We start from the raw sequence: 17,007 nt of genomic DNA, 5'->3' as shown, positions 1-17,007 counted from the left end.
TATAGCAACAGGCGGAGTGTATAAAACACCTATTGCCGCAACAGCTTTAGAATTTGTTTCTTCTAGCGCAAACGATTCAAGCGCTGGGACAGGTGCTCAAGAAATAACTATTATTGGTTTAAACAGCTCGTGGGTAGAGGTTACACAAACGATAGAGACAAACGGCACGACAGCCGTTGCTCTTGGTACAGACTTGGTAAGGTTGTATAGGTGGTATGTGTCAAGAACTGGTACTTACGCGACACAGACAGCAGGATCACACGCCGGGAATCTTACCATCCGTGAATCTGGTGCTGGTGCAACGTGGGCGACAATAAACGTTACCCCTTTTGCATTCGGTCAGTCACAAATAGGATGTTTTACTATTCCAGCAGGAAAGACAGGGTACATAGTAAGTAAAAACTTTTTTTCTGATTCGTCTAAGAGTGTTGATTTGTATTTCTTTTCTAGGGCTAATGCTGATGATGTAACAACTCCATTCACAGGAACAATGAGAATTATTGAAAGAGAGGTTGGGTTATCAGGCGGGTTCGGCCCACAATGGAAAGCTGGGAAAGGGCCGCTTGTTGGGCCATGCGATATAGGCTTTATGGGTGTTATTTCGATAGGAAATGCAGATATTGCTGTAGAATTTGAAGTATTACTTATTGGTTAATTATGATTAAAACACTTTCATTATGCCCAACATGCTACCGGAAGGTAGAAGCTGAAATAAGCTTTCAAAATGGCATGGTAGTAATGACTAAAGAATGCCCTATTCATGGGCCATCTTCTGCTATTGTCGAAAAAGACATTCAGCATGTTTCTAATTTCTACCATATAGGCACTCTTGGGCAAAACAACTCGATTATCATCCACACTCATGATGGTTGCAATATGACTTGTCCTTGGTGCTATTACCCTACAAACAGCGAAGGTAACCATAAACCATTCTCTTACTACAACGAAGTGTTGAAAATGTACCGTGGCTTTAACCTGCTTATGTCAGGTGGCGAACCTACTCTAAGACCTGACTTTTTCGAGTTTACAGAGGAAGGTGCTGCAAATGGTTGGATGATGAGTGCCATCACAAACATGATTACCATTGCAGATGATGACTTTTATGGAAAGGTTCTTGATTCTCCACTGCACTACGGAGATATGGTCATGTTAGCCTTGTCAATGCAGCACCCAAAGAACTATAGCGCCGATATCCACAAGAAGAAAGTTAAGGCGTTAGAGCAGTTAGAACTTTCTGGAAAACAAGCACAATGCGTGATGTTTTCTGTTCAAACACTTGACGAGCTAGATTTTATTAGAGACTTTTACGACGCTACCAAAAACCTCTACCCAATGCTTCGGGTAAGAACAATGTTTGGGAATTGGCAAGATAAGGGGAATTGTAACAAGATATTCTTATCTGATCTACACAAGGCTTTTTTAGAAAAGTTTTCAGACTTAAATCCTGTAATCTCGGAAGATGTAGAGAAATCAAATATGTACTGCCTATATTTAACAATGGACGACGGAAGGCATGTTTCTTTAAGTTCTGCTCCGACTGTAGACAACTTGGACTATCACCAAGCTTCAAGACCTGTTTACATGCTTGCAGAAGATGGGAAATGCTACCCTGTTCCTATTTGTCAGATAGTTTCAGAAGGTATAGATAGAGGCTGGAAGGATGGATATAAATTAGATAGCGGAGGCAAGTTATGTATGTAGCAGTGGCGGCAATAGGCGGTGCGGCTGTTAGCGCGTGGTCGTCAAATAAATCAGCGTCTGCTGTCTCTGGAGGAACAAAAAGGGCGGCGGCATATTCGTATTTGGGCGCAGAGAGGGAAAGGCAGTACCAGAAGCGTCTTTTGAAGTCCCAGCGTAGTAGAATGAAGCCATGGACACACGCTGGGAAAGTTGCAGTCAAAGCGCTAGAGCGTGGGATAAGGCCAGGTGGAGAGTTTACAAAGCAATTTGGAGAAGAAGATTTTGCCGCGGACCCTGGCTATGAGTTCAGATTATCAGAAGGCATAAAAGCAAGAGAGAGATCGGCAGCAGCTAGAGGCGGTTTGCTTGGTGGCGCACAGCTCAAAGGACTTGAGAGATATTCGCAAGGTGTAGCGTCAGAAGAGTACGGGAAAGCATACGGAAGATTCCAGGGCGAGCAGCAAGCAAGGTTTAACAGGCTTGCTAGTCTTTCTGGGGCGGGACAGACTACCTTGCAAAATCTAGGTGGATTCGCTCAAGGTGTTGGGCAAACAACTGCACAGCTAACACAGCAGTCAATGGGCGATATCGGTAGCGCACAGTTAGCAGGCGCACAGGCAAGAGCATCAGCATACCAAGGGTACGGTCAGGCGGCAGGACAGGCACTTGGTGGACTTGCTTACGGAGCGCAGCAGTTGGGGCAAAACCAGCCTCCACAGCCTGTACAGCCTGCCCAACAGTGGACTTCGTTAAACCCAAGCAATTATTACAGGTAACTAATTATGGCTATAAATTGGGGATTAATAGATCCTAATACTCCAGGTAGGGCAGCAGCATCCCCCATGCAAGGATTTGCGCAGACTTATGGTGGTCTTCAGGCTATAGGTGCTGAAACACAGCGCCAACAAGCTAACGCTCTTGCCAACAAGGCAGCAGAAGAAGGCATGGCCGCCAAAAAAGATTTGCGCAATATATACAAGCAAGGTGGAGATGTTGCCCAGAATCTTTTGGCAGGTGGCTTTGGCGAAGAGGCGCAAAAGTACAAGTCTCAGGAAATGTCACAGCAGCTTACAGCACTACAACAGAACAAAGAAGAAATAGAAAACGCTTTGCAGATGTATGGGGCTATTGGTCAGATTGCAGGCACTGTACAGGATCAACAGTCTTATGACATGGCAAGGGAGCAGATTGCACAGATAAACCCAGATGCTGCAGCTAATATGCCAGATATGTATGATCCTGCCATGATTGAACAGAATAAGATGAAAGCGCTTTCTGTCCAGGAACAGCTTTTTAATAGCTACAAAGAAGCAGATTATGAAATAAGGCAGCGCGAGCTTGAGCTTAGGGAGTCAGGGCAAGGAGCATCAACAGGCACACCATACTTTACCCCTGTTCAGACAGCTCAAGGTGTTATGTCGTTTGATGCACGAACTGGCAGAATTGCTCCTGTAGATGTAGGTGGTGCTCCTGTTGTTGGCGCTACTGCTGACCCACTGCTACAAGAAAAATTAGCAAAAGCAAAAAAAGTTGGCGCTGTAACTGGAGAGATTACAACAGAAGCATCTTTTGATTTACCAAGAGTAATTGGTGAAGGAGAAAACACAATTAAACTTGTTGATGAGCTTTTGACACACCCAGGGTTTAAGCAAGCTGTCGGTAAAAGTAGGCTTATGGGAATGCAGAAAGTGCCAGGCACAGAAGCTTATGGATTTCAGACAAGACTAGACCAAATCAAGGGTAAGCAGTTCTTGCAGGCATTTCAATCGCTTAAAGGTGGCGGACAAATTACAGAGGCAGAGGGTAACAAGGCAACTCAGGCTGTTGCAAGAATGGACGCGTCGCAGAATGAGAAAGAGTTTATCAAGGCTGCTAATGAGTTTAAGTCTGTTATTAAAAAAGGGATAGAAAGGGCTAAAAAGAAAACAGGTGTTGATAGTGTTCAGCAACAACCACAGCAGGTTTCTCCACAAGAATCTCCACCAGGGGCAGCGTTTAGCGGTATAAATCCAGAAACTAACCAGATGGAATATTTCGACGCACAAGGGAATAGGTTATAACATGCCAGCACTTCCAGAATGGGCGCAACCTATAGAGCAAGGGAAACCTGCTGGTCTTCCAGAATGGGCGCAGCCTGTACAACAGCAAGAAGCACCAGGATTTACAGAAAGAACAGGTGAAGCACTTCAGCAGCGTGGGCAACAGTTCGGAGAGATGATTGGCCGTGAAACAGCAGGAGGGCCAATTAGCGACGTTATGAATGTTCCCAGGATGCTTGTTAAGGGCACAGGGGTTGCTGCTGGTGGCCTTGTAGATGTTGCAGGAGAAGGGCTTAGAAGCGCATATAATGTTCTAGCTCCTGAGTATGTAAAAGAGCGTGTTTCAGCAACAGGGCGAGATATAGCAGCTACACCTCTTGGCAGGGTTGGGCTTGATGTGGCCAAAGCAGGCGGAGAAATGTATGGAAAATTTGCTAAGGCATACCCTGAAGCTGCAGAAGATATAGGCCTGGCTGGTAATATAGCTATGGTAACTCCACTAGCCAAGGGCGCAAAGGGTCTTGCAGGGTTGGCAAAGGCTACTCCAGAAAGACTTGCTAAAAAACAATCTGCTGAAATTACAAAGGGTATTCAGAAGTCTATCAGGCCTGGCGTGGAAGGTAAGAGGACTTTTGGCCAAGCGGAAAAATACTATGGAAAGGCGCAAGAGGCTGTTGAGTCTATTGTTAAAAACAAAGAGGCACTGAAGTTAACAGATGAGTTTGGTGATGTTGTAAAGAAAGGCGCACTACCTGAAAACCTAAGACAATTCTCTCAGGCAATCGAACAAAGCAAGAAGAATGTGTTTAAAAAATATAATTCGATGGCTGAAAAAGCAGGAGATGTTGGCGCTAAGATTGAACTTAGGCCAATAGCATCAGAATTAGAAAAAGTGATATCAAGCAGGCCATTAAAAGACAATGCTCCAGAGGTTGTAAGATATGCAAAGCAGCGTGCTAATGCTTTGTCAAAAAGCGGGAAATACACTGCTGAAGAAGCGCAGGACGCAATCACTTTTCTAAATTCTAGCCTTGAATCTTTTTATAAAAGTCCATCTTATGAGTCAGCAAGCAAGGCATATATTGATTCTTTGATTGCTAATAATATGCGGAAAAATCTTGACTCCGCAATAACTAAAGCATCAGGCCCTGGCTATCAAGAACTAAAAAGGCAATATGGAGCACTAAAGACTATAGAAAGAGATGTAGCTAGAAGGGCTGTTGTTGATGCAAGAAAGGCAGGAAGAAGCCTTATAGATTTTTCTGATGTGTTCTCTGGTGAAAGGGCAGTCACAGGCCTGTTGACAATGAACCCTGCAGCAGTTGGTCAAGCTGCTTCAATGAGGATGATTGCAAGCGCTATAAAAGCCATAAATGATCCAAATAGAGTAGTCAAGAGTATGTTTAAGAAGGCGGAAAAAGGCGCGTCTAAACTAGCTAAAATGAAACAAAAAAACGCATTAGCTAAACACTAGGAGAACGAATGTTATCATTAACACCAAATCCCAAAATGCAGTTTTTCGACTCTGGCGGCAATTTTCTTGTTCTTGGGAAGGTTTATACATACGAAGCTGGGACATCTACGCCACTCGCGACATATACAGACTCAACAGGAGCGCAAGAAAACACAAACCCTATAATTTTAGACGCAAAAGGCCAAGCCTCAATTTGGCTATCAGCAAATGCATACAAGTTTGTTGTTTATGACGCAGATGATGTTTTGCAGCCTGACGGTGGTGATAATATTGATCCACTTAGCTTTGCAACAGAAGAATGGGTTGACACTGCTGATGTTCCTACTTTTATCGACGCAACGAGCTTTTCAGTGCCAAATGATAGAACATTATCATATGAAGATTACAGGGCAATAAAACTAACTGTTTCCGCTGGAACTGTTTATGGCCATGTTATTTCTTCAACGTTTGGGAGTGGTATAACAACTGTAACTGTCCGGCTTAAAAGTGGTTCTGTTGATAGTGGCATTTCTGCTACTTCGCTAGGCTTAATTACATCGACAAGCACAAGCATGCCGTTTTCAACTCTTATACTGAGTGAAGACACAACAGATTTAGCAGCAGCGACTACAACCAACGTTTTAGGCACTCAAAGCTCGACTATTCACATAACCGGAGCATCACCTATAACTATTACATCCTTTGGCGTTTCACTTAGAGAAGGGTTAAAGCATAGAGTAACAAGCACAGGAGCAGGGGCGCATGTTTTAACACATAACGCCACTTCTCTCATATTGCCTGGTGGTATAGATATCACAGTAGCACAAGGTGATAGCTGGACTGTTGAAGATTTAGGATCGAACAATTGCCGAGTTCATAGTTATACAAGGGCAAGCGGTTTCCCAATTACTGAGACAATCTACGACAAGCTTATTTCTGGGCTTGTACCGTCTAATAACGGATCTGATCCAGCAAAAGATATAGATATATCAGCAGGGTTTGCAACTGACACAACAGGCGCATACTATATGAATCTGCCGACATCGTTTACAAAACAACTCGATGCAATATTCGCAGAAGGGACAAGCGCCGGGGGGTTATTCTTTGGAACCATCGCAGCAGACACCTGGTATGCAATCCATCTAATAAGGAAAGACTCTGACGGGTCTATAGATGTAGGATTTGATACCTCTTCAACAGCCGCAAATATCCCAACTGGATACACATATTATAGGCACATAGGGTGGGTTTTAACTGACGCAACTCCAGACATTATAGCTTTTAAGTCTGTTGAAATAGCTGGAGGAGCAGTGGACTATGTTTACAACTCAACAATTACAGACATTAGCAGAACTCTATCAACTTCCAGATTAGTCGAAACAATCTCGGCGCCTCCTGATACCAGAGCGCATCTTGATTGCAGAGTTAATGGTACAACAACGTCTTTTACATGGGTTCACCCTACGCATTATATAGATGCTGCTGCTGATTCTTCAAACTCTCATATGGTAAGCAGCTCTGCTTCTACTAATCCTTCCAGGGGCAGGGATATTGAACTTGACTCAAGTTCACAGATAGCGTCAAGAAGCTCTGCCGCAGCAAACACATTAACGGTAAGCGTAACAGGGTTTCTACACAGGAGGGTGTAGCATGGCATACGTCAAACTTGGGTCAAGTGGGGAGATACTTTCAGGATACACAAGAAATAAATGCGACCATTTCCCGGACTTTATACATGATGAAGACGCCAGGTTTATAGAGTATTGTGATAGTTTATTACCTGTCGCACAGTGTACAATGCGGCAGGCTAGACTTGCACTATCTTACGCTGGTGTTTTACAGCAAATAGACGAGTATATTAATTTAATGGCAGGGCCAGAAGGTGACGCAGCAAGGATAGAGTGGAATTATGGCACAACTGTAATTAGGACGCATCCTCTTGTATTGACAGTTTTGCCTGAGTTCGGATTAACAGAAGAAGATATAGACAATTTATTCATTTCTGCTATAACATATTAATGGAGGTGTTTTTATGATGAAAATATTAGTTGTCTTTCTCGTAACGCTGTTTCCTTCTTTTTCATACGCTTGGACTACTGAGTACAATTCTGGGAATCACTCAGAGTTAATAGAAGTAATACCTATAAAGGGTATTGGAGCCAGTAATAGAAACGAAGTAGTTTATCAAATTGATCTAGGCCCTGACCTTGAGATTGGGGATATTATCTTTGCAAACGCAGAAATCCAAGCGACTAACGAGCTTGGGTATCTTGTCTCAGTTGTTACTCAGATTAGGGTTAACAATACAAATTTTGTAGGCCCTTCTTCTAGCATCCCAGGCTTAGAGATTACCGAGGAAAATGGCCCTAATGTCGAAACAACGGTAACACATCACAGCGTTCATACCAAGGTGGGAACTATTGTCGTTACAGATCCAGCATACCGCTATGTTAGTTTGTGGGTCAGGGCAAATTCATGGTCTACTTTGTTTAGATATGGCGACGCCATCGAAATAGATGGCGATTATGGCAGGTTGTCAGTTTTAGTTTTCAGCAATAATTAAGGAGTGAAAAATGAATGAAAAAAATGTAAGTCCTAAACCTACAAAAAAAACCCCAAAGAAAAAGCCACGGAAATGACCCTCCCTGTATCTCTTTTATTAATCTATGTCATAGAGTGGCTATTGTATTATCTATTGCAGCCAGAACAGTTCTGGTACGCTATTCTATGCTCTAAGCAGTTAACAATATCAATAGCACTTACGTATGCATACCTTTTATCAGAAAGTAAATCTGTTAAATTAAAGTCATTGATAGTTTTTTTGTGTTGCTGCTCATGGGTTGATACAGTTTTAAACGTTTTATGGTCTTTATTTGATGTTAAATCTAACTCTTTAATATCTCCAGCACTACTTTTGTTTTCGTGGTGCTTATTTCTATTTACTAGAAGATACGATATAGAAAGTGATGAGATTGATGAATCAAAAGTAATGCTTCTTATGCTCAGGCCAGATGGGTTTTTTATGTATTTGAAATCGCTTTTTGGTGTTCCTGTTTCGTCTATATGTATTCTTGCAGATGGGTTTGTATATTCATTCAGAACTGATAGCAAAAAGTTTACACGCACAAAATACACAGATAAGTGGCTTCTAAGGCATGTTTGTATAAATACAGGTGTAGGCATAACAGGCGCGATAAAATCTTCTCTAGAGAGGACCATAGGCCTTAAAAGGGGCGTTGGCATAAAGTGTGTGTATGCTTTGCGTAATACGCTTAAAGAAATGGGGGCAGCATGGGAACCCAAAACATTTTTACATAACATACCTGGTTTATACGCCATGCAGGTTCTTGGGGGCAAGAATGTCGAAAAGTGTAGGTGAATTAAGTATAGATGAGTTGAAAGAAATAATTTTATCTGTGCCTAAAACATATTTTGTCGAAGAAGTCGAAAGGATTGTTGCCAAAAAATTTGAAGAAGAAAGAAAAATATTTTGGGTTCCTGCTGAACAGCATTACAATCAACACAAGATGCTCGACGAGTGCGCTGATAGAAGGCACGATTGGACTGCAAATCACGAATTTGTTTCTAGCATGCGGAAACGTGGTCAAAAAGCGTGGAATGTCGGATTTTATATGGCTGTAGTAGCATGCTGTGGATTTATCGCAAGTGTGTTTATGGATGGATTTAGGCACGCTGTAGTTGATTTTTTCTCTGGAAGATAATTTTAAATAAAAGGAGAGTAATTTGCTTAAATTTAAAGAAGGAGTTTCAATACTTGGAGCATCAAATCAAGTTTCACTTGGCATTACTTGCGCTCACTCCGTGTATTTATGGTTTGGCGAGATTTGCACTGTTACAAGCGTAGTAGACGGGAAACACGGCAAACATTCACACCACAAAAAAGGATGTGCATTTGACCTAAGGACACGTGGTGTTAACGTCCCAGAAAATACACTTGTAGAAATGCTTCAAGATTCTCTTGGTGATGAATGGCAAGTAATTTTAGAAGTAGATCATATTCATGTAGAATACGACCCTAAATAAAGGAGAACAAAATGTTTGATTTAATTATTAAGTATGGATCTATGCCGTCAACTTGGAAAGGTATCATTGGCATTGCTACCGCTGCTGGCCTTGTAGTTAGCCCTGAATTGGCCGCACAAATTGTTGCTCTTGGCATTGCTGTAATTGGCGCTATCAATGTAGTAAGGAATGAAAAGAAATGACATGGGGATGGCTTAAACACGTACTAAGCGCACTTGGCAAAATGCTAGGTGCGCTATTTTTAATCAATCACGGCAAGCAAAAAGCCAAAACTGAGCAACTTGAAGATGCAGCAAAACTCAACAAAAAACTCACTAAGCTCAATAATACTCCTGTTGCTCCTGGCGTTGATATTCGCAGGATGCTCAAAAAACGCCGCAATTAACCCACAGGAGTACGAGCCGATATTAACTGCACAAGAGCTTAATTGTCTATCAGATTCGTTTGTAGTCGAATATATGAGGCATTCTTGCGCAATGGAGTTAATACGTGGTGAGGAAAGATCAAAAGATTGTCTAAAAGCATTTCCGAATATTAGGTAACTATACCTATTCCACCGCCTATCGCAATATCGGCCCGTACTGTCTATCCTATGTTATCTAGCCTAAGAAATTAGGTCATCAATATCTTCTGAAATAACTGAAATACTATCATAACCTGATGTGATATAATTTTTCCCACGGCTGTCAATAACAAGTCTAATCGGCCTACCGTATTTTTCCTGGGCATCTGCAACGTAAACGGCAAGGCTAGATAACAATTCGCTCAAGCACGACGCCGTGGCCTGCTCTGCCTGGGGGTTTTGTTCAGCTTTGTAAATCTCACATTCTTCGCATTTTTGAGCTTCCAATAATGCCACATCACCTTGGCATACTGCAAATCCGCATGTTTTCATATCAATCTCCTTTCTAGTTGGCCACTGCGCGTCTTAGCTTTGCGTTAGCCAGCCTTCGGCGGATCAGGTAAAGGCATCCAGTGGGTAATTTTGTGATTAAAATCTGAAAAATCTAATCTCATGAATTGGCAAACCTTATTGTTGTATTGACCCTCCATTACAACCCTATTTTCTTTACAGACTAGGCACCAATAAAAAGCGTATGGCTTTCCATCGCCTGGCAAACTATCATTAACAGATATCCAGTGTTTGGCTAACAATTCGCTCAACTCAGACCCAATGGGGCGCAGTTCGGTGGCTTCGTCAATGTTAAAACAGCTATCGTTATCGCTCCGGCAACGTGTTGCGTCGGCATGAAAGCTTTTGCATTTCTTCAGTGCATTTTTACAAAATGGCATCACAATCTCCTTTTCCCATTGGTCTGGTTAGCTTTGCGTTAGATAGGCTTATTGCCATCAAGCACTTTCTCTCTTATAAACACGCTTGGTTGCTTTCCTGCGGCGTTTGCTTCGGCCACCACCTGCGCCCATTCAGCCTTAGTCCATCTAACCTGTTTTACTACATTTCTTGGCTCGTCTAACTTGTGGCGGCCTTGGTTGCGTCCAGGGCCGCCGTGGTTATTCCCGCCTGTATATAGCTTGAACATTACGCTACAAACCCCCATTGTCTTAAAAGGTCCACGTTTATGCAATTAGGAAGTTTACTGTAACTCCTAATAAAATCACCGTCTTCGGCAGCAATTCTTGCAATCGTGCAAAATCTTCCCTCTTCTCCTTCAAACTTTACCCCGTGGTCTTTACCAGATTCAAAAATAGAAACGTCGTCAAGTTTTATGCTCGCGTTATTCCTGTTGGTAAAAATTGAAGGACCTTTTTTTATCATATATGTTTTGTCGTTCTCGGTTACTTTCATGGCTTGTCTCCGTGTTGGGTGGGTTAATTTCCTCTCTGTTATTAATACAATATAACACCAGATGATACTTGTCAACACAAAAAACAAGAAAGGTGTAAAAATAATTATTTACTACGCCATATCTAACAATACAATCCAGCCAGACCAGAAGCACTTTCGTTTTGTCTATATCTTCATTGGCTGGCTGCTGATTTCTATGTTGTACTGCTCAATAAGATATTGCAAAAGCCCTTGCCATTCCACAACTAAAATCTCTTACCCTGTTGTTAACCTCGTGCTGGCAAAACCACTTGCCGCATCCGGCTTTATATTCATTTGATTTTAGAAAAGGGCATTTAACATCTTTAGGTAATGTCCCGGTGTTTTTGATTATCCCAATCGTTTTTATATCCATGTCCGCACCTCCTAGATGCCTCAGTACAACAATTCAATCAAGAACGACGCACACGCTCGCTGCCTGTTGGTCTCAGTTTTTCATGCTTTCTAAACAATTCTGCTTATTTAGCATGGTCTCGGCGCGCGTCTTATTTTTACGTTATATAACTCAGCCATTCTTGTATTGTTTGCATTGTTTTGAAAAGTCAGCCATGGCCACCGGAAGGTCAGGAATTGACGGTAGCTGGCTTGTGTGGCGGCTGCATTTCTTGTTTGTGCAGTCGGAGCCGCAGAACGACATGTCTTTATAACAGATCATTAAATATATCCTCTATTCGTCTATAATTTCTTCAACCAGCTTTTTGATTTCTGCGGGTGTAAGTTCTGGCAACCCTGGACAACCATTGCGGCACTCTGCTTTTTCGCAATCTATCCGCATAACAACAGTTTTGCCTGTTTCATCTTTCGGGCAGACAACTTCCTCTGTCTCGTACATACACACCTTCATTGACCCAAGATGGATAAGAAGTTTGTTATATTCTTTTTCGTCAAGATACCTGCCAATGTCGCCATGGTTTTTAGCCCACCACCCAGAAATGTCAAAAGACGTTTGGCATTCTGCGTCGAATTTTGTTGTCCAATATTCGCAATATTTCATGTCTTCCTCGCCTTGCGGATCTCTCTTGTCCAGGCAACTGTTTATATATTCAGTAAGGTCATAAACCTTTTTCCCACTTCCATCTACAACGTGAGGGAATTTGTTTTTGTCGTTATCCTTCTTGGCGTTTGCTGGGACAAATTGACATCCCAAAGAGTACAAAAACCTACCTATTCCCCATTTTACGGCGGCACGCTTAAACGAATCAGAAACAACACCTTTGTCGCCTTCAACTTTTGTAATTGTTCCTGTGTCCCATTTGGTTACCCATTCCTTCCCACCAAAAATAGATACACCACACATTAACCTGCCGTTAACTTCCTTGTACTCGTCACGCCAATATAAAGGGCCAACAACCTCATCAAGACGTGCCATAACATCACGAGCATCAACATAAGGCACGCATGTTGCTAGCGCTCTATATTTAGAAAACGATTGCACGCGCCACTTGTGTGGTATTTCATCAAGTAACTTTTTAAGATTTATTTCTGACATTTCCAATCTCCTTTTTAGTATCGATTCTGTTACAAATTAGCACAAAAGCCCATGTCACCAAAATACCGATTACAGCACATAGGCAAAGTGTGATTAAAAGGCCTATCAAGTTTACAGTTAATTCGTAGTTCATATATATATCCTTGGTATTTTGAAGTTTTCATAGAACCTTTCCACCCAAAACTTCTTAATAAATTCTTCGTCTTTATTATCAATAACGATTGTCTCTTGTGTAGCTTCTTTTGCAGCTTCTATAGCTTTTTTACCGATCTCATTGCATAGTTTTAATCTGTAGCTTCCAATGGCATTCTTACCAGTTTGCGCACCTAGCCAGAAAACAAGCATACTGTCTGGCCTGGTGTCGGCAAAAAAGTTTGCCGCATCAACAATGCTTTTTTTATCTTTGCAATACAAATCCCCGTATGCCTGAGTTATTACAGATGTAGCTAGATTTTTGTATTCTTTCTCGTAGTGGCTCATCTTGGCGCACCTCCTGGGAAGATTAAGTGTACACGGCCAGAGTAGTTTTTTTGCATACCTTCAAGGTACACACTTTTTTGCTTCTTGCTCATGCGAGATGTAACAGGAAGAAACTCCATAGCTGCTATCTTCTCTTCGTATGGTAATGGGTCAATCCACTGCTCACATATGGCATTAAACTTGGCATCTTCTCCGCGCAGAATAGGCAGGCCAATGTGGTACTTGCATAAGTTCTTAACTTCTCCAGGCGTGTACTCTCCTTCCTTTTTAGATACCTCTGTGTACCATACGTGGCTGATTGCGTTCTGGGAAAGAGTGCGATCTTTAAGATCTATATCACATCTAAAGACTTCTCCAAGCTTTAGAGTGCCAAGAAACTCAGCAGTTTTGCAATCGGCTGCTGTAGCTCCTTTTGGTGTTCTGTAAAATAATGCGTCCATGTTATTTCCTCCACATTACGGCAAAGATCCAAGAACCAAGAAAGTATATATGCTGTATGTCTGTCCCGTCATATCTAGCCGCCTGGAATACGCAAGCCGCCATTGCCAGAATGTTTGCCCATGGTAAATTTTTCATTTTGTTACCTCAAAAGTCAAAATCAATTTCATTATAGAGAATATCTAAAATCTTATTCCCACGCTCATACTCGTCAAACCGTCCTCCTTTCTCGTCAAGAAAGTTGTCGCACCATTCAACATGCTCGAAGATTGGCTTAAGCAGGTTTAGTTTTTGGCACAAGATGACTGTTTTCTCTCGTGGCAAAAGTGGATCAAGCTCCATGCTGATTCTTTCTTCAATATCAACAATGGATTGGTGAGTAATATAAATCAGGCATGACATGGAGTTCTCTTCGCCGTAATCGCCTAGCTTCTTCTGCCATTGTTTAACGCGGTTTAAGGCCCATTTGTTGTCTTTCAAGGTATCTGCACCTGGCCAAGACTTAATAGCCTCTAGTATGCCGTCAAGAGCTTTTGAGAGATGCCAAATCATGTCGTTGTTGCCGACTTCGTAGCCGCCAAGAATTGAAACTATACCGGCGTTTGCTGCTGCGAGAATTGCCAGCTCTTGTTTTCCTGCTTTTGCAACCATTACCAACCTCCAAGAAGTCTTTCTTCGCGGTACATGTCACGTCTAAAGTCCCAATACGCTGCATTTTCACCAGCCTTAATCTCTGCCAGCTTTTCTTGTGCACTTTCAAGAATTGCGTCGCAAAGATCATTAACGCCTTCGCCGTGGTTGAAATGGTGTGGAGTAAGCTCCAGGTCGCGCCATCCGATAGTTGCCACAAAGTCGCCTTCCTCTATATATATCTCAGCGTCACATCCTGGATAAGCGCGAGTCATCTTCTCTGCTGGCTGGTAGTAGAATGACTCAACTATCACATCAATCTCTGTGCCTGCTAATGGCCCTGATTCCGGCACGTAATAAGTTGTTATATTGCAAGTGCATTTGCCCATTTTTATTCTCCTAGAATTTAATTGATAAGATCAAAACTGCCAAGATTGCCGCTGTTCTTATTAACCAGTATCGTGTCATAGCGCCTCCTTTAGACTTGTTATATTCCGGGCAGAAACTAATTGCAAGCTGTTTTATTATTTTTTTTGTGCAGAAAAGTGTTGACCATGTTTTAAGGTATTTGTATAAAGAATTATAAACTTTATTGGAGGTGATTATGAGAGTTAAACATGAAGTAATAAGGTGGCATCGAAAAACATTCCCGAGAATTGCCATGGACGCTTTGCTTGGCAAGCTCCGTGAAGAATGTCTTGAGCTTGTCGAGGCAATAGACTCAAAGATAACTGATGACATTGTAGAAGAAATGGCAGACGTTAGAATTGTCAGCGAGGCATTTTTTAGGTTTAGGAAAGCATCAAGCCTTGACACTGAGACAATGAATAAACTTGCAATTAATAAAAAACGAGTATGGGGAAAGGAAGATGACAAAGGCAACAGGGGCCGTGATAGGCAGGCCAAAGACTGAGAAAGGAAAGAAGCAGGACAGACTCCACAAGATGCTTGGCGTAGCACGTTCAACCGTTTATGGCCTGTTTAATAAAAGCTACAAGGGTTTGGGGTATGACAAGGCAAAAGAGCTGGCTGGCCTAATCGGGGGCCATCCCGAGGTCTGGATGAGGGGCGGTGATCTTGATTTGAGGAATGAGTATTTGGAAGAGAGCAAAATTTAACGGAGAATTAAGACGCGCACCTGGCTTATACCGACCAGCAACGAGAGGAAGGTAGAAGGCCGAAGCCGTTTAAGCCGGAGCGAGCGTGTGCGTCGTTCTTGAATGAATTGTTAGCTTTACGACGTTAATTAACTACGGTGAAGATATGGACAAAAAAGCATTGGTTGGTAGAGAATACAAAAGCAAAGTGTTTAACTCTATGCTGCCTAAAAAAGTTATCAGGGTGCATAAAGGTGTTGTCACCACATCTGAGAAGAAATATATGTCTGATGAAAATGTTACATATCCAGAGCAACAATTTTTGCGAGAGAATTTCTTAGTAAGCTAACGCAAAGCTAAGACGCGCCACGCGAAAGGTGGCTAAGATAAACTAAACAATGGAGGACAATACGTTTGAGAAGCGGTAAGTGTAGGCGTCGTGCTTGAGCGAATTGTTATATTTTTATGGACTACAAAAACCCGAAGTTAGAAGGAAAATTAGCTTTTGTGCGTGGGCTCCAGAAAAGTGACTGTCCAATAGACAGAAGAACACATGCCAACCATCTATGTTTATGGCAACAAGGGTGGGATGAACAATCAAAGATGGTTAAGCCATTTCCCAGCGAACTCGGAGCAATTAACATTATTTTGGAGGAAAGCAATTCTTGCCCTGATGTTTATTTTGTCGAGATAGAGAACGACAAGGGCGAGAGCATCCGCATTGGTGAACGAACAAAGAGAGACGACGCCTTTGTTTCTTTGCGAATAAGAGCTGAGGATATAATTAACAACCCAAAAATATAACGCAAAGCTAAGACGCGCCACGCGGACCTTTGCAAAGATAAACTAAACTAGGAGGCGTTGAAAGTACGGATCTGCAAGTGTGAGCGTCGTGCTTGAGCGAATTGTTATGCCAGATTTTAATATTTGTATTTATATTTATTTATATTGTTGGGCTGTTTACTCACACTCTCTTATTGAGAAAGCAACATTAGGGGATATCTTAGCGTCAATGCTTGGTGGTATTTTATGGCCTATATCTTTGCCTGGCAGAGCAATTAGGAAGTTTTTAGCATAACGCAGCGTTAAGCAGCGCGGCAACCAAGACAGATAGAAGAAAGCAGGCGTTCGCGTCTGCTTGAACAAATTGTTATATTAACTGAGGTGATAAAGATGATTGATAATATTATTGGGTTGTTTTTTGCTGTTTTAATTATTGGAATTATTGCTCTTGGTGTTGGTTCATATATCACACAAGGGAAAATAAGGCAGGGTATTATTTTTAACAAGACAGGGGAAACAGTATCAAAATGGACAGCGAATAATTACCCACAAGGGTACTTTACAGATGCCACGGTGCATGTTGAGTAATATAACGTAGAAATCAGCAGCCAGCCTAGGCGATGAAGACAAAGAGCGAGTGCTTCTGGTCTGGCTGGATTGTATTGTTATGGGGCGGCAACCGATTAACTAACAACTTGTGAGGAATTATTATGGACACCGGGAAAATATACCACGATTCAGAAGGGCAAGAATGTAGTATTTGGCAAGCAGTAAGAAGGGAGCCTGATTGGGCTGCCAGCAGAATACAGGTAGGGGAAATAGCCATTGCAAGGGTTGCTGTGCTAGAGAAAGCCCTTAAGGAAATAGCAGATATGCCTGACGTTAGATCTGATGAATGCTGTATAATTGCCAGCCACGCATTAGATACTAAAGCCGCATAACGGCAGAATTAAGACGCGCACCTGGCTTATGCCTGCGCGGTTCGAGATGAACGATGGTGGCCGAAGCCGTTTAACTGAAAGCGAGCG

Annotated in this window: 28 protein-coding genes; 18 read left to right on the top strand and 10 right to left on the bottom strand. The window is 42.2% G+C overall.

Features of this window, described 5'->3' with window-relative positions; genetic code table 11:
• The 8 genes from ABYK33_RS04005 to ABYK33_RS03970 all read left to right on the top strand — a co-directional run.
• On the top strand, positions 1-655 hold a 655-nt coding region (locus ABYK33_RS04005), incomplete at its 5' end, for a hypothetical protein (protein ID WP_373031675.1).
• A 2-nt stretch (positions 656-657) separates the two neighbouring features.
• Positions 658-1,701, top strand: a complete 1,044-nt coding sequence (locus ABYK33_RS04000; protein WP_373031674.1) for a radical SAM protein — start codon at positions 658-660, stop codon at positions 1,699-1,701.
• Positions 1,692-2,456 (top strand): hypothetical protein, encoded by a 765-nt coding sequence (locus ABYK33_RS03995; protein ID WP_373031673.1) that lies wholly within the window; start codon positions 1,692-1,694, stop codon positions 2,454-2,456. The genes ABYK33_RS04000 and ABYK33_RS03995 overlap by 10 nt, the downstream gene beginning before the upstream one ends.
• 66 nt (positions 2,457-2,522) lie before the next feature.
• On the top strand, positions 2,523-3,740 hold the full coding sequence (locus tag ABYK33_RS03990) for a hypothetical protein (RefSeq protein ID WP_373031672.1): 1,218 nt from the start codon (positions 2,523-2,525) through the stop codon (positions 3,738-3,740).
• Position 3,741: 1 nt separating this feature from the next.
• A complete protein-coding gene (locus tag ABYK33_RS03985; protein ID WP_373031671.1) occupies positions 3,742-5,193 on the top strand; it encodes a hypothetical protein in 1,452 nt (483 codons plus the stop codon).
• Positions 5,194-5,201: 8 nt separating this feature from the next.
• Entirely contained in the window at positions 5,202-6,821 is a 1,620-nt protein-coding gene (locus ABYK33_RS03980) for a hypothetical protein (RefSeq protein ID WP_373031670.1), read from the top strand.
• Between the two features lies 1 nt (position 6,822).
• Positions 6,823-7,191 (top strand): hypothetical protein, encoded by a 369-nt coding sequence (locus ABYK33_RS03975; protein WP_373031669.1) that lies wholly within the window; start codon positions 6,823-6,825, stop codon positions 7,189-7,191.
• 13 nt (positions 7,192-7,204) lie between these two features.
• Positions 7,205-7,735, top strand: coding sequence for a hypothetical protein (locus ABYK33_RS03970; RefSeq protein WP_373031668.1), 531 nt, complete (start codon positions 7,205-7,207; stop codon positions 7,733-7,735).
• 125 nt (positions 7,736-7,860) lie between these two features.
• On the opposite strand, the gene ABYK33_RS03965 is transcribed toward ABYK33_RS03970, so the two are convergent.
• On the bottom strand, positions 7,861-8,493 hold the full coding sequence (locus tag ABYK33_RS03965; RefSeq protein WP_373031667.1) for a hypothetical protein: 633 nt from the start codon (positions 8,491-8,493) through the stop codon (positions 7,861-7,863).
• 38 nt (positions 8,494-8,531) lie between these two features.
• Between ABYK33_RS03965 and ABYK33_RS03960 the strand changes: the two genes are divergently transcribed.
• The 4 genes from ABYK33_RS03960 to ABYK33_RS03945 are packed head-to-tail and all read left to right on the top strand — an operon-like array spanning position 8,532 to position 9,601.
• Complete coding sequence (locus tag ABYK33_RS03960) at positions 8,532-8,894, top strand: hypothetical protein (protein ID WP_373031666.1); 363 nt, start codon at positions 8,532-8,534, stop codon at positions 8,892-8,894.
• Positions 8,895-8,916: 22 nt separating this feature from the next.
• Positions 8,917-9,216 carry a hypothetical protein gene (locus ABYK33_RS03955; RefSeq protein ID WP_373031665.1) on the top strand — a complete coding sequence of 100 codons (300 nt, stop codon included), beginning with the start codon at positions 8,917-8,919 and terminating at the stop codon, positions 9,214-9,216.
• Positions 9,217-9,227: 11 nt separating this feature from the next.
• Positions 9,228-9,398 carry a hypothetical protein gene (locus ABYK33_RS03950; protein ID WP_373031664.1) on the top strand — a complete coding sequence of 57 codons (171 nt, stop codon included), beginning with the start codon at positions 9,228-9,230 and terminating at the stop codon, positions 9,396-9,398.
• A complete protein-coding gene (locus ABYK33_RS03945) occupies positions 9,395-9,601 on the top strand; it encodes a hypothetical protein (protein WP_373031663.1) in 207 nt (68 codons plus the stop codon). Before ABYK33_RS03950 ends, ABYK33_RS03945 begins: the two co-directional genes overlap by 4 nt.
• A 219-nt stretch (positions 9,602-9,820) precedes the next feature.
• Here ABYK33_RS03945 and ABYK33_RS03940 read toward each other — a convergent pair whose 3' ends face one another.
• The 9 genes from ABYK33_RS03940 to ABYK33_RS03900 all read right to left on the bottom strand — a co-directional run bounded on the left by ABYK33_RS03940 (position 9,821) and on the right by ABYK33_RS03900 (position 14,488).
• Positions 9,821-10,111 (bottom strand): hypothetical protein, encoded by a 291-nt coding sequence (locus tag ABYK33_RS03940; protein ID WP_373031662.1) that lies wholly within the window; start codon positions 10,109-10,111, stop codon positions 9,821-9,823.
• Positions 10,112-10,155: 44 nt separating this feature from the next.
• Positions 10,156-10,509, bottom strand: a complete 354-nt coding sequence (locus ABYK33_RS03935; protein ID WP_373031661.1) for a DUF551 domain-containing protein — start codon at positions 10,507-10,509, stop codon at positions 10,156-10,158.
• A 247-nt stretch (positions 10,510-10,756) separates the two neighbouring features.
• Entirely contained in the window at positions 10,757-11,023 is a 267-nt protein-coding gene (locus ABYK33_RS03930; protein ID WP_373031660.1) for a hypothetical protein, read from the bottom strand.
• 208 nt (positions 11,024-11,231) lie between these two features.
• On the bottom strand, positions 11,232-11,417 hold the full coding sequence (locus ABYK33_RS03925; RefSeq protein ID WP_373031659.1) for a hypothetical protein: 186 nt from the start codon (positions 11,415-11,417) through the stop codon (positions 11,232-11,234).
• A gap of 312 nt (positions 11,418-11,729) precedes the next feature.
• Positions 11,730-12,551 carry a Rad52/Rad22 family DNA repair protein gene (locus ABYK33_RS03920; RefSeq protein ID WP_373031658.1) on the bottom strand — a complete coding sequence of 274 codons (822 nt, stop codon included), beginning with the start codon at positions 12,549-12,551 and terminating at the stop codon, positions 11,730-11,732.
• Positions 12,552-12,680: 129 nt separating this feature from the next.
• Entirely contained in the window at positions 12,681-13,031 is a 351-nt protein-coding gene (locus ABYK33_RS03915; protein WP_373031657.1) for a hypothetical protein, read from the bottom strand.
• Complete coding sequence (locus tag ABYK33_RS03910; RefSeq protein ID WP_373031656.1) at positions 13,028-13,471, bottom strand: hypothetical protein; 444 nt, start codon at positions 13,469-13,471, stop codon at positions 13,028-13,030. Before ABYK33_RS03910 ends, ABYK33_RS03915 begins: the two co-directional genes overlap by 4 nt.
• Positions 13,472-13,616: 145 nt before the next feature.
• Positions 13,617-14,120: a hypothetical protein gene (locus ABYK33_RS03905; protein ID WP_373031655.1), complete on the bottom strand. Its 504-nt coding sequence runs from the start codon at positions 14,118-14,120 to the stop codon at positions 13,617-13,619.
• Positions 14,120-14,488: a hypothetical protein gene (locus ABYK33_RS03900; protein WP_373031654.1), complete on the bottom strand. Its 369-nt coding sequence runs from the start codon at positions 14,486-14,488 to the stop codon at positions 14,120-14,122. The genes ABYK33_RS03905 and ABYK33_RS03900 overlap by 1 nt, the downstream gene beginning before the upstream one ends.
• 215 nt (positions 14,489-14,703) lie before the next feature.
• Here ABYK33_RS03900 and ABYK33_RS03895 point away from each other — a divergent pair, with 215 nt between their 5' ends.
• The 6 genes from ABYK33_RS03895 (at position 14,704) to ABYK33_RS03870 (ending at position 16,920) form a co-directional block, all read left to right on the top strand.
• The gene (locus ABYK33_RS03895; RefSeq protein WP_373031652.1) at positions 14,704-15,012 is read left to right on the top strand and encodes a MazG nucleotide pyrophosphohydrolase domain-containing protein; all 309 of its coding nucleotides are present in this window, start codon (positions 14,704-14,706) and stop codon (positions 15,010-15,012) included.
• Complete coding sequence (locus ABYK33_RS03890) at positions 14,969-15,217, top strand: hypothetical protein (RefSeq protein WP_373031651.1); 249 nt, start codon at positions 14,969-14,971, stop codon at positions 15,215-15,217. Before ABYK33_RS03895 ends, ABYK33_RS03890 begins: the two co-directional genes overlap by 44 nt.
• Before the next feature lie 145 nt (positions 15,218-15,362).
• A complete protein-coding gene (locus ABYK33_RS03885; protein ID WP_373031650.1) occupies positions 15,363-15,545 on the top strand; it encodes a hypothetical protein in 183 nt (60 codons plus the stop codon).
• A gap of 158 nt (positions 15,546-15,703) precedes the next feature.
• A complete protein-coding gene (locus tag ABYK33_RS03880) occupies positions 15,704-16,000 on the top strand; it encodes a hypothetical protein (protein ID WP_373031648.1) in 297 nt (98 codons plus the stop codon).
• 369 nt (positions 16,001-16,369) lie between these two features.
• On the top strand, positions 16,370-16,567 hold the full coding sequence (locus ABYK33_RS03875) for a hypothetical protein (RefSeq protein ID WP_373031647.1): 198 nt from the start codon (positions 16,370-16,372) through the stop codon (positions 16,565-16,567).
• Between the two features lie 122 nt (positions 16,568-16,689).
• On the top strand, positions 16,690-16,920 hold the full coding sequence (locus tag ABYK33_RS03870; RefSeq protein ID WP_373031646.1) for a hypothetical protein: 231 nt from the start codon (positions 16,690-16,692) through the stop codon (positions 16,918-16,920).
• Positions 16,921-17,007: the final 87 nt, after the last annotated feature.

Origin of the sequence: Sulfurovum sp. (genome assembly GCF_041562805.1) — a bacterium.
Taxonomy (GTDB): domain Bacteria; phylum Campylobacterota; class Campylobacteria; order Campylobacterales; family Sulfurovaceae; genus Sulfurovum.
The sequence above is the reverse complement of the archived record's forward strand: the minus strand, read 5'-3'. Positions and strand labels throughout refer to the sequence as shown.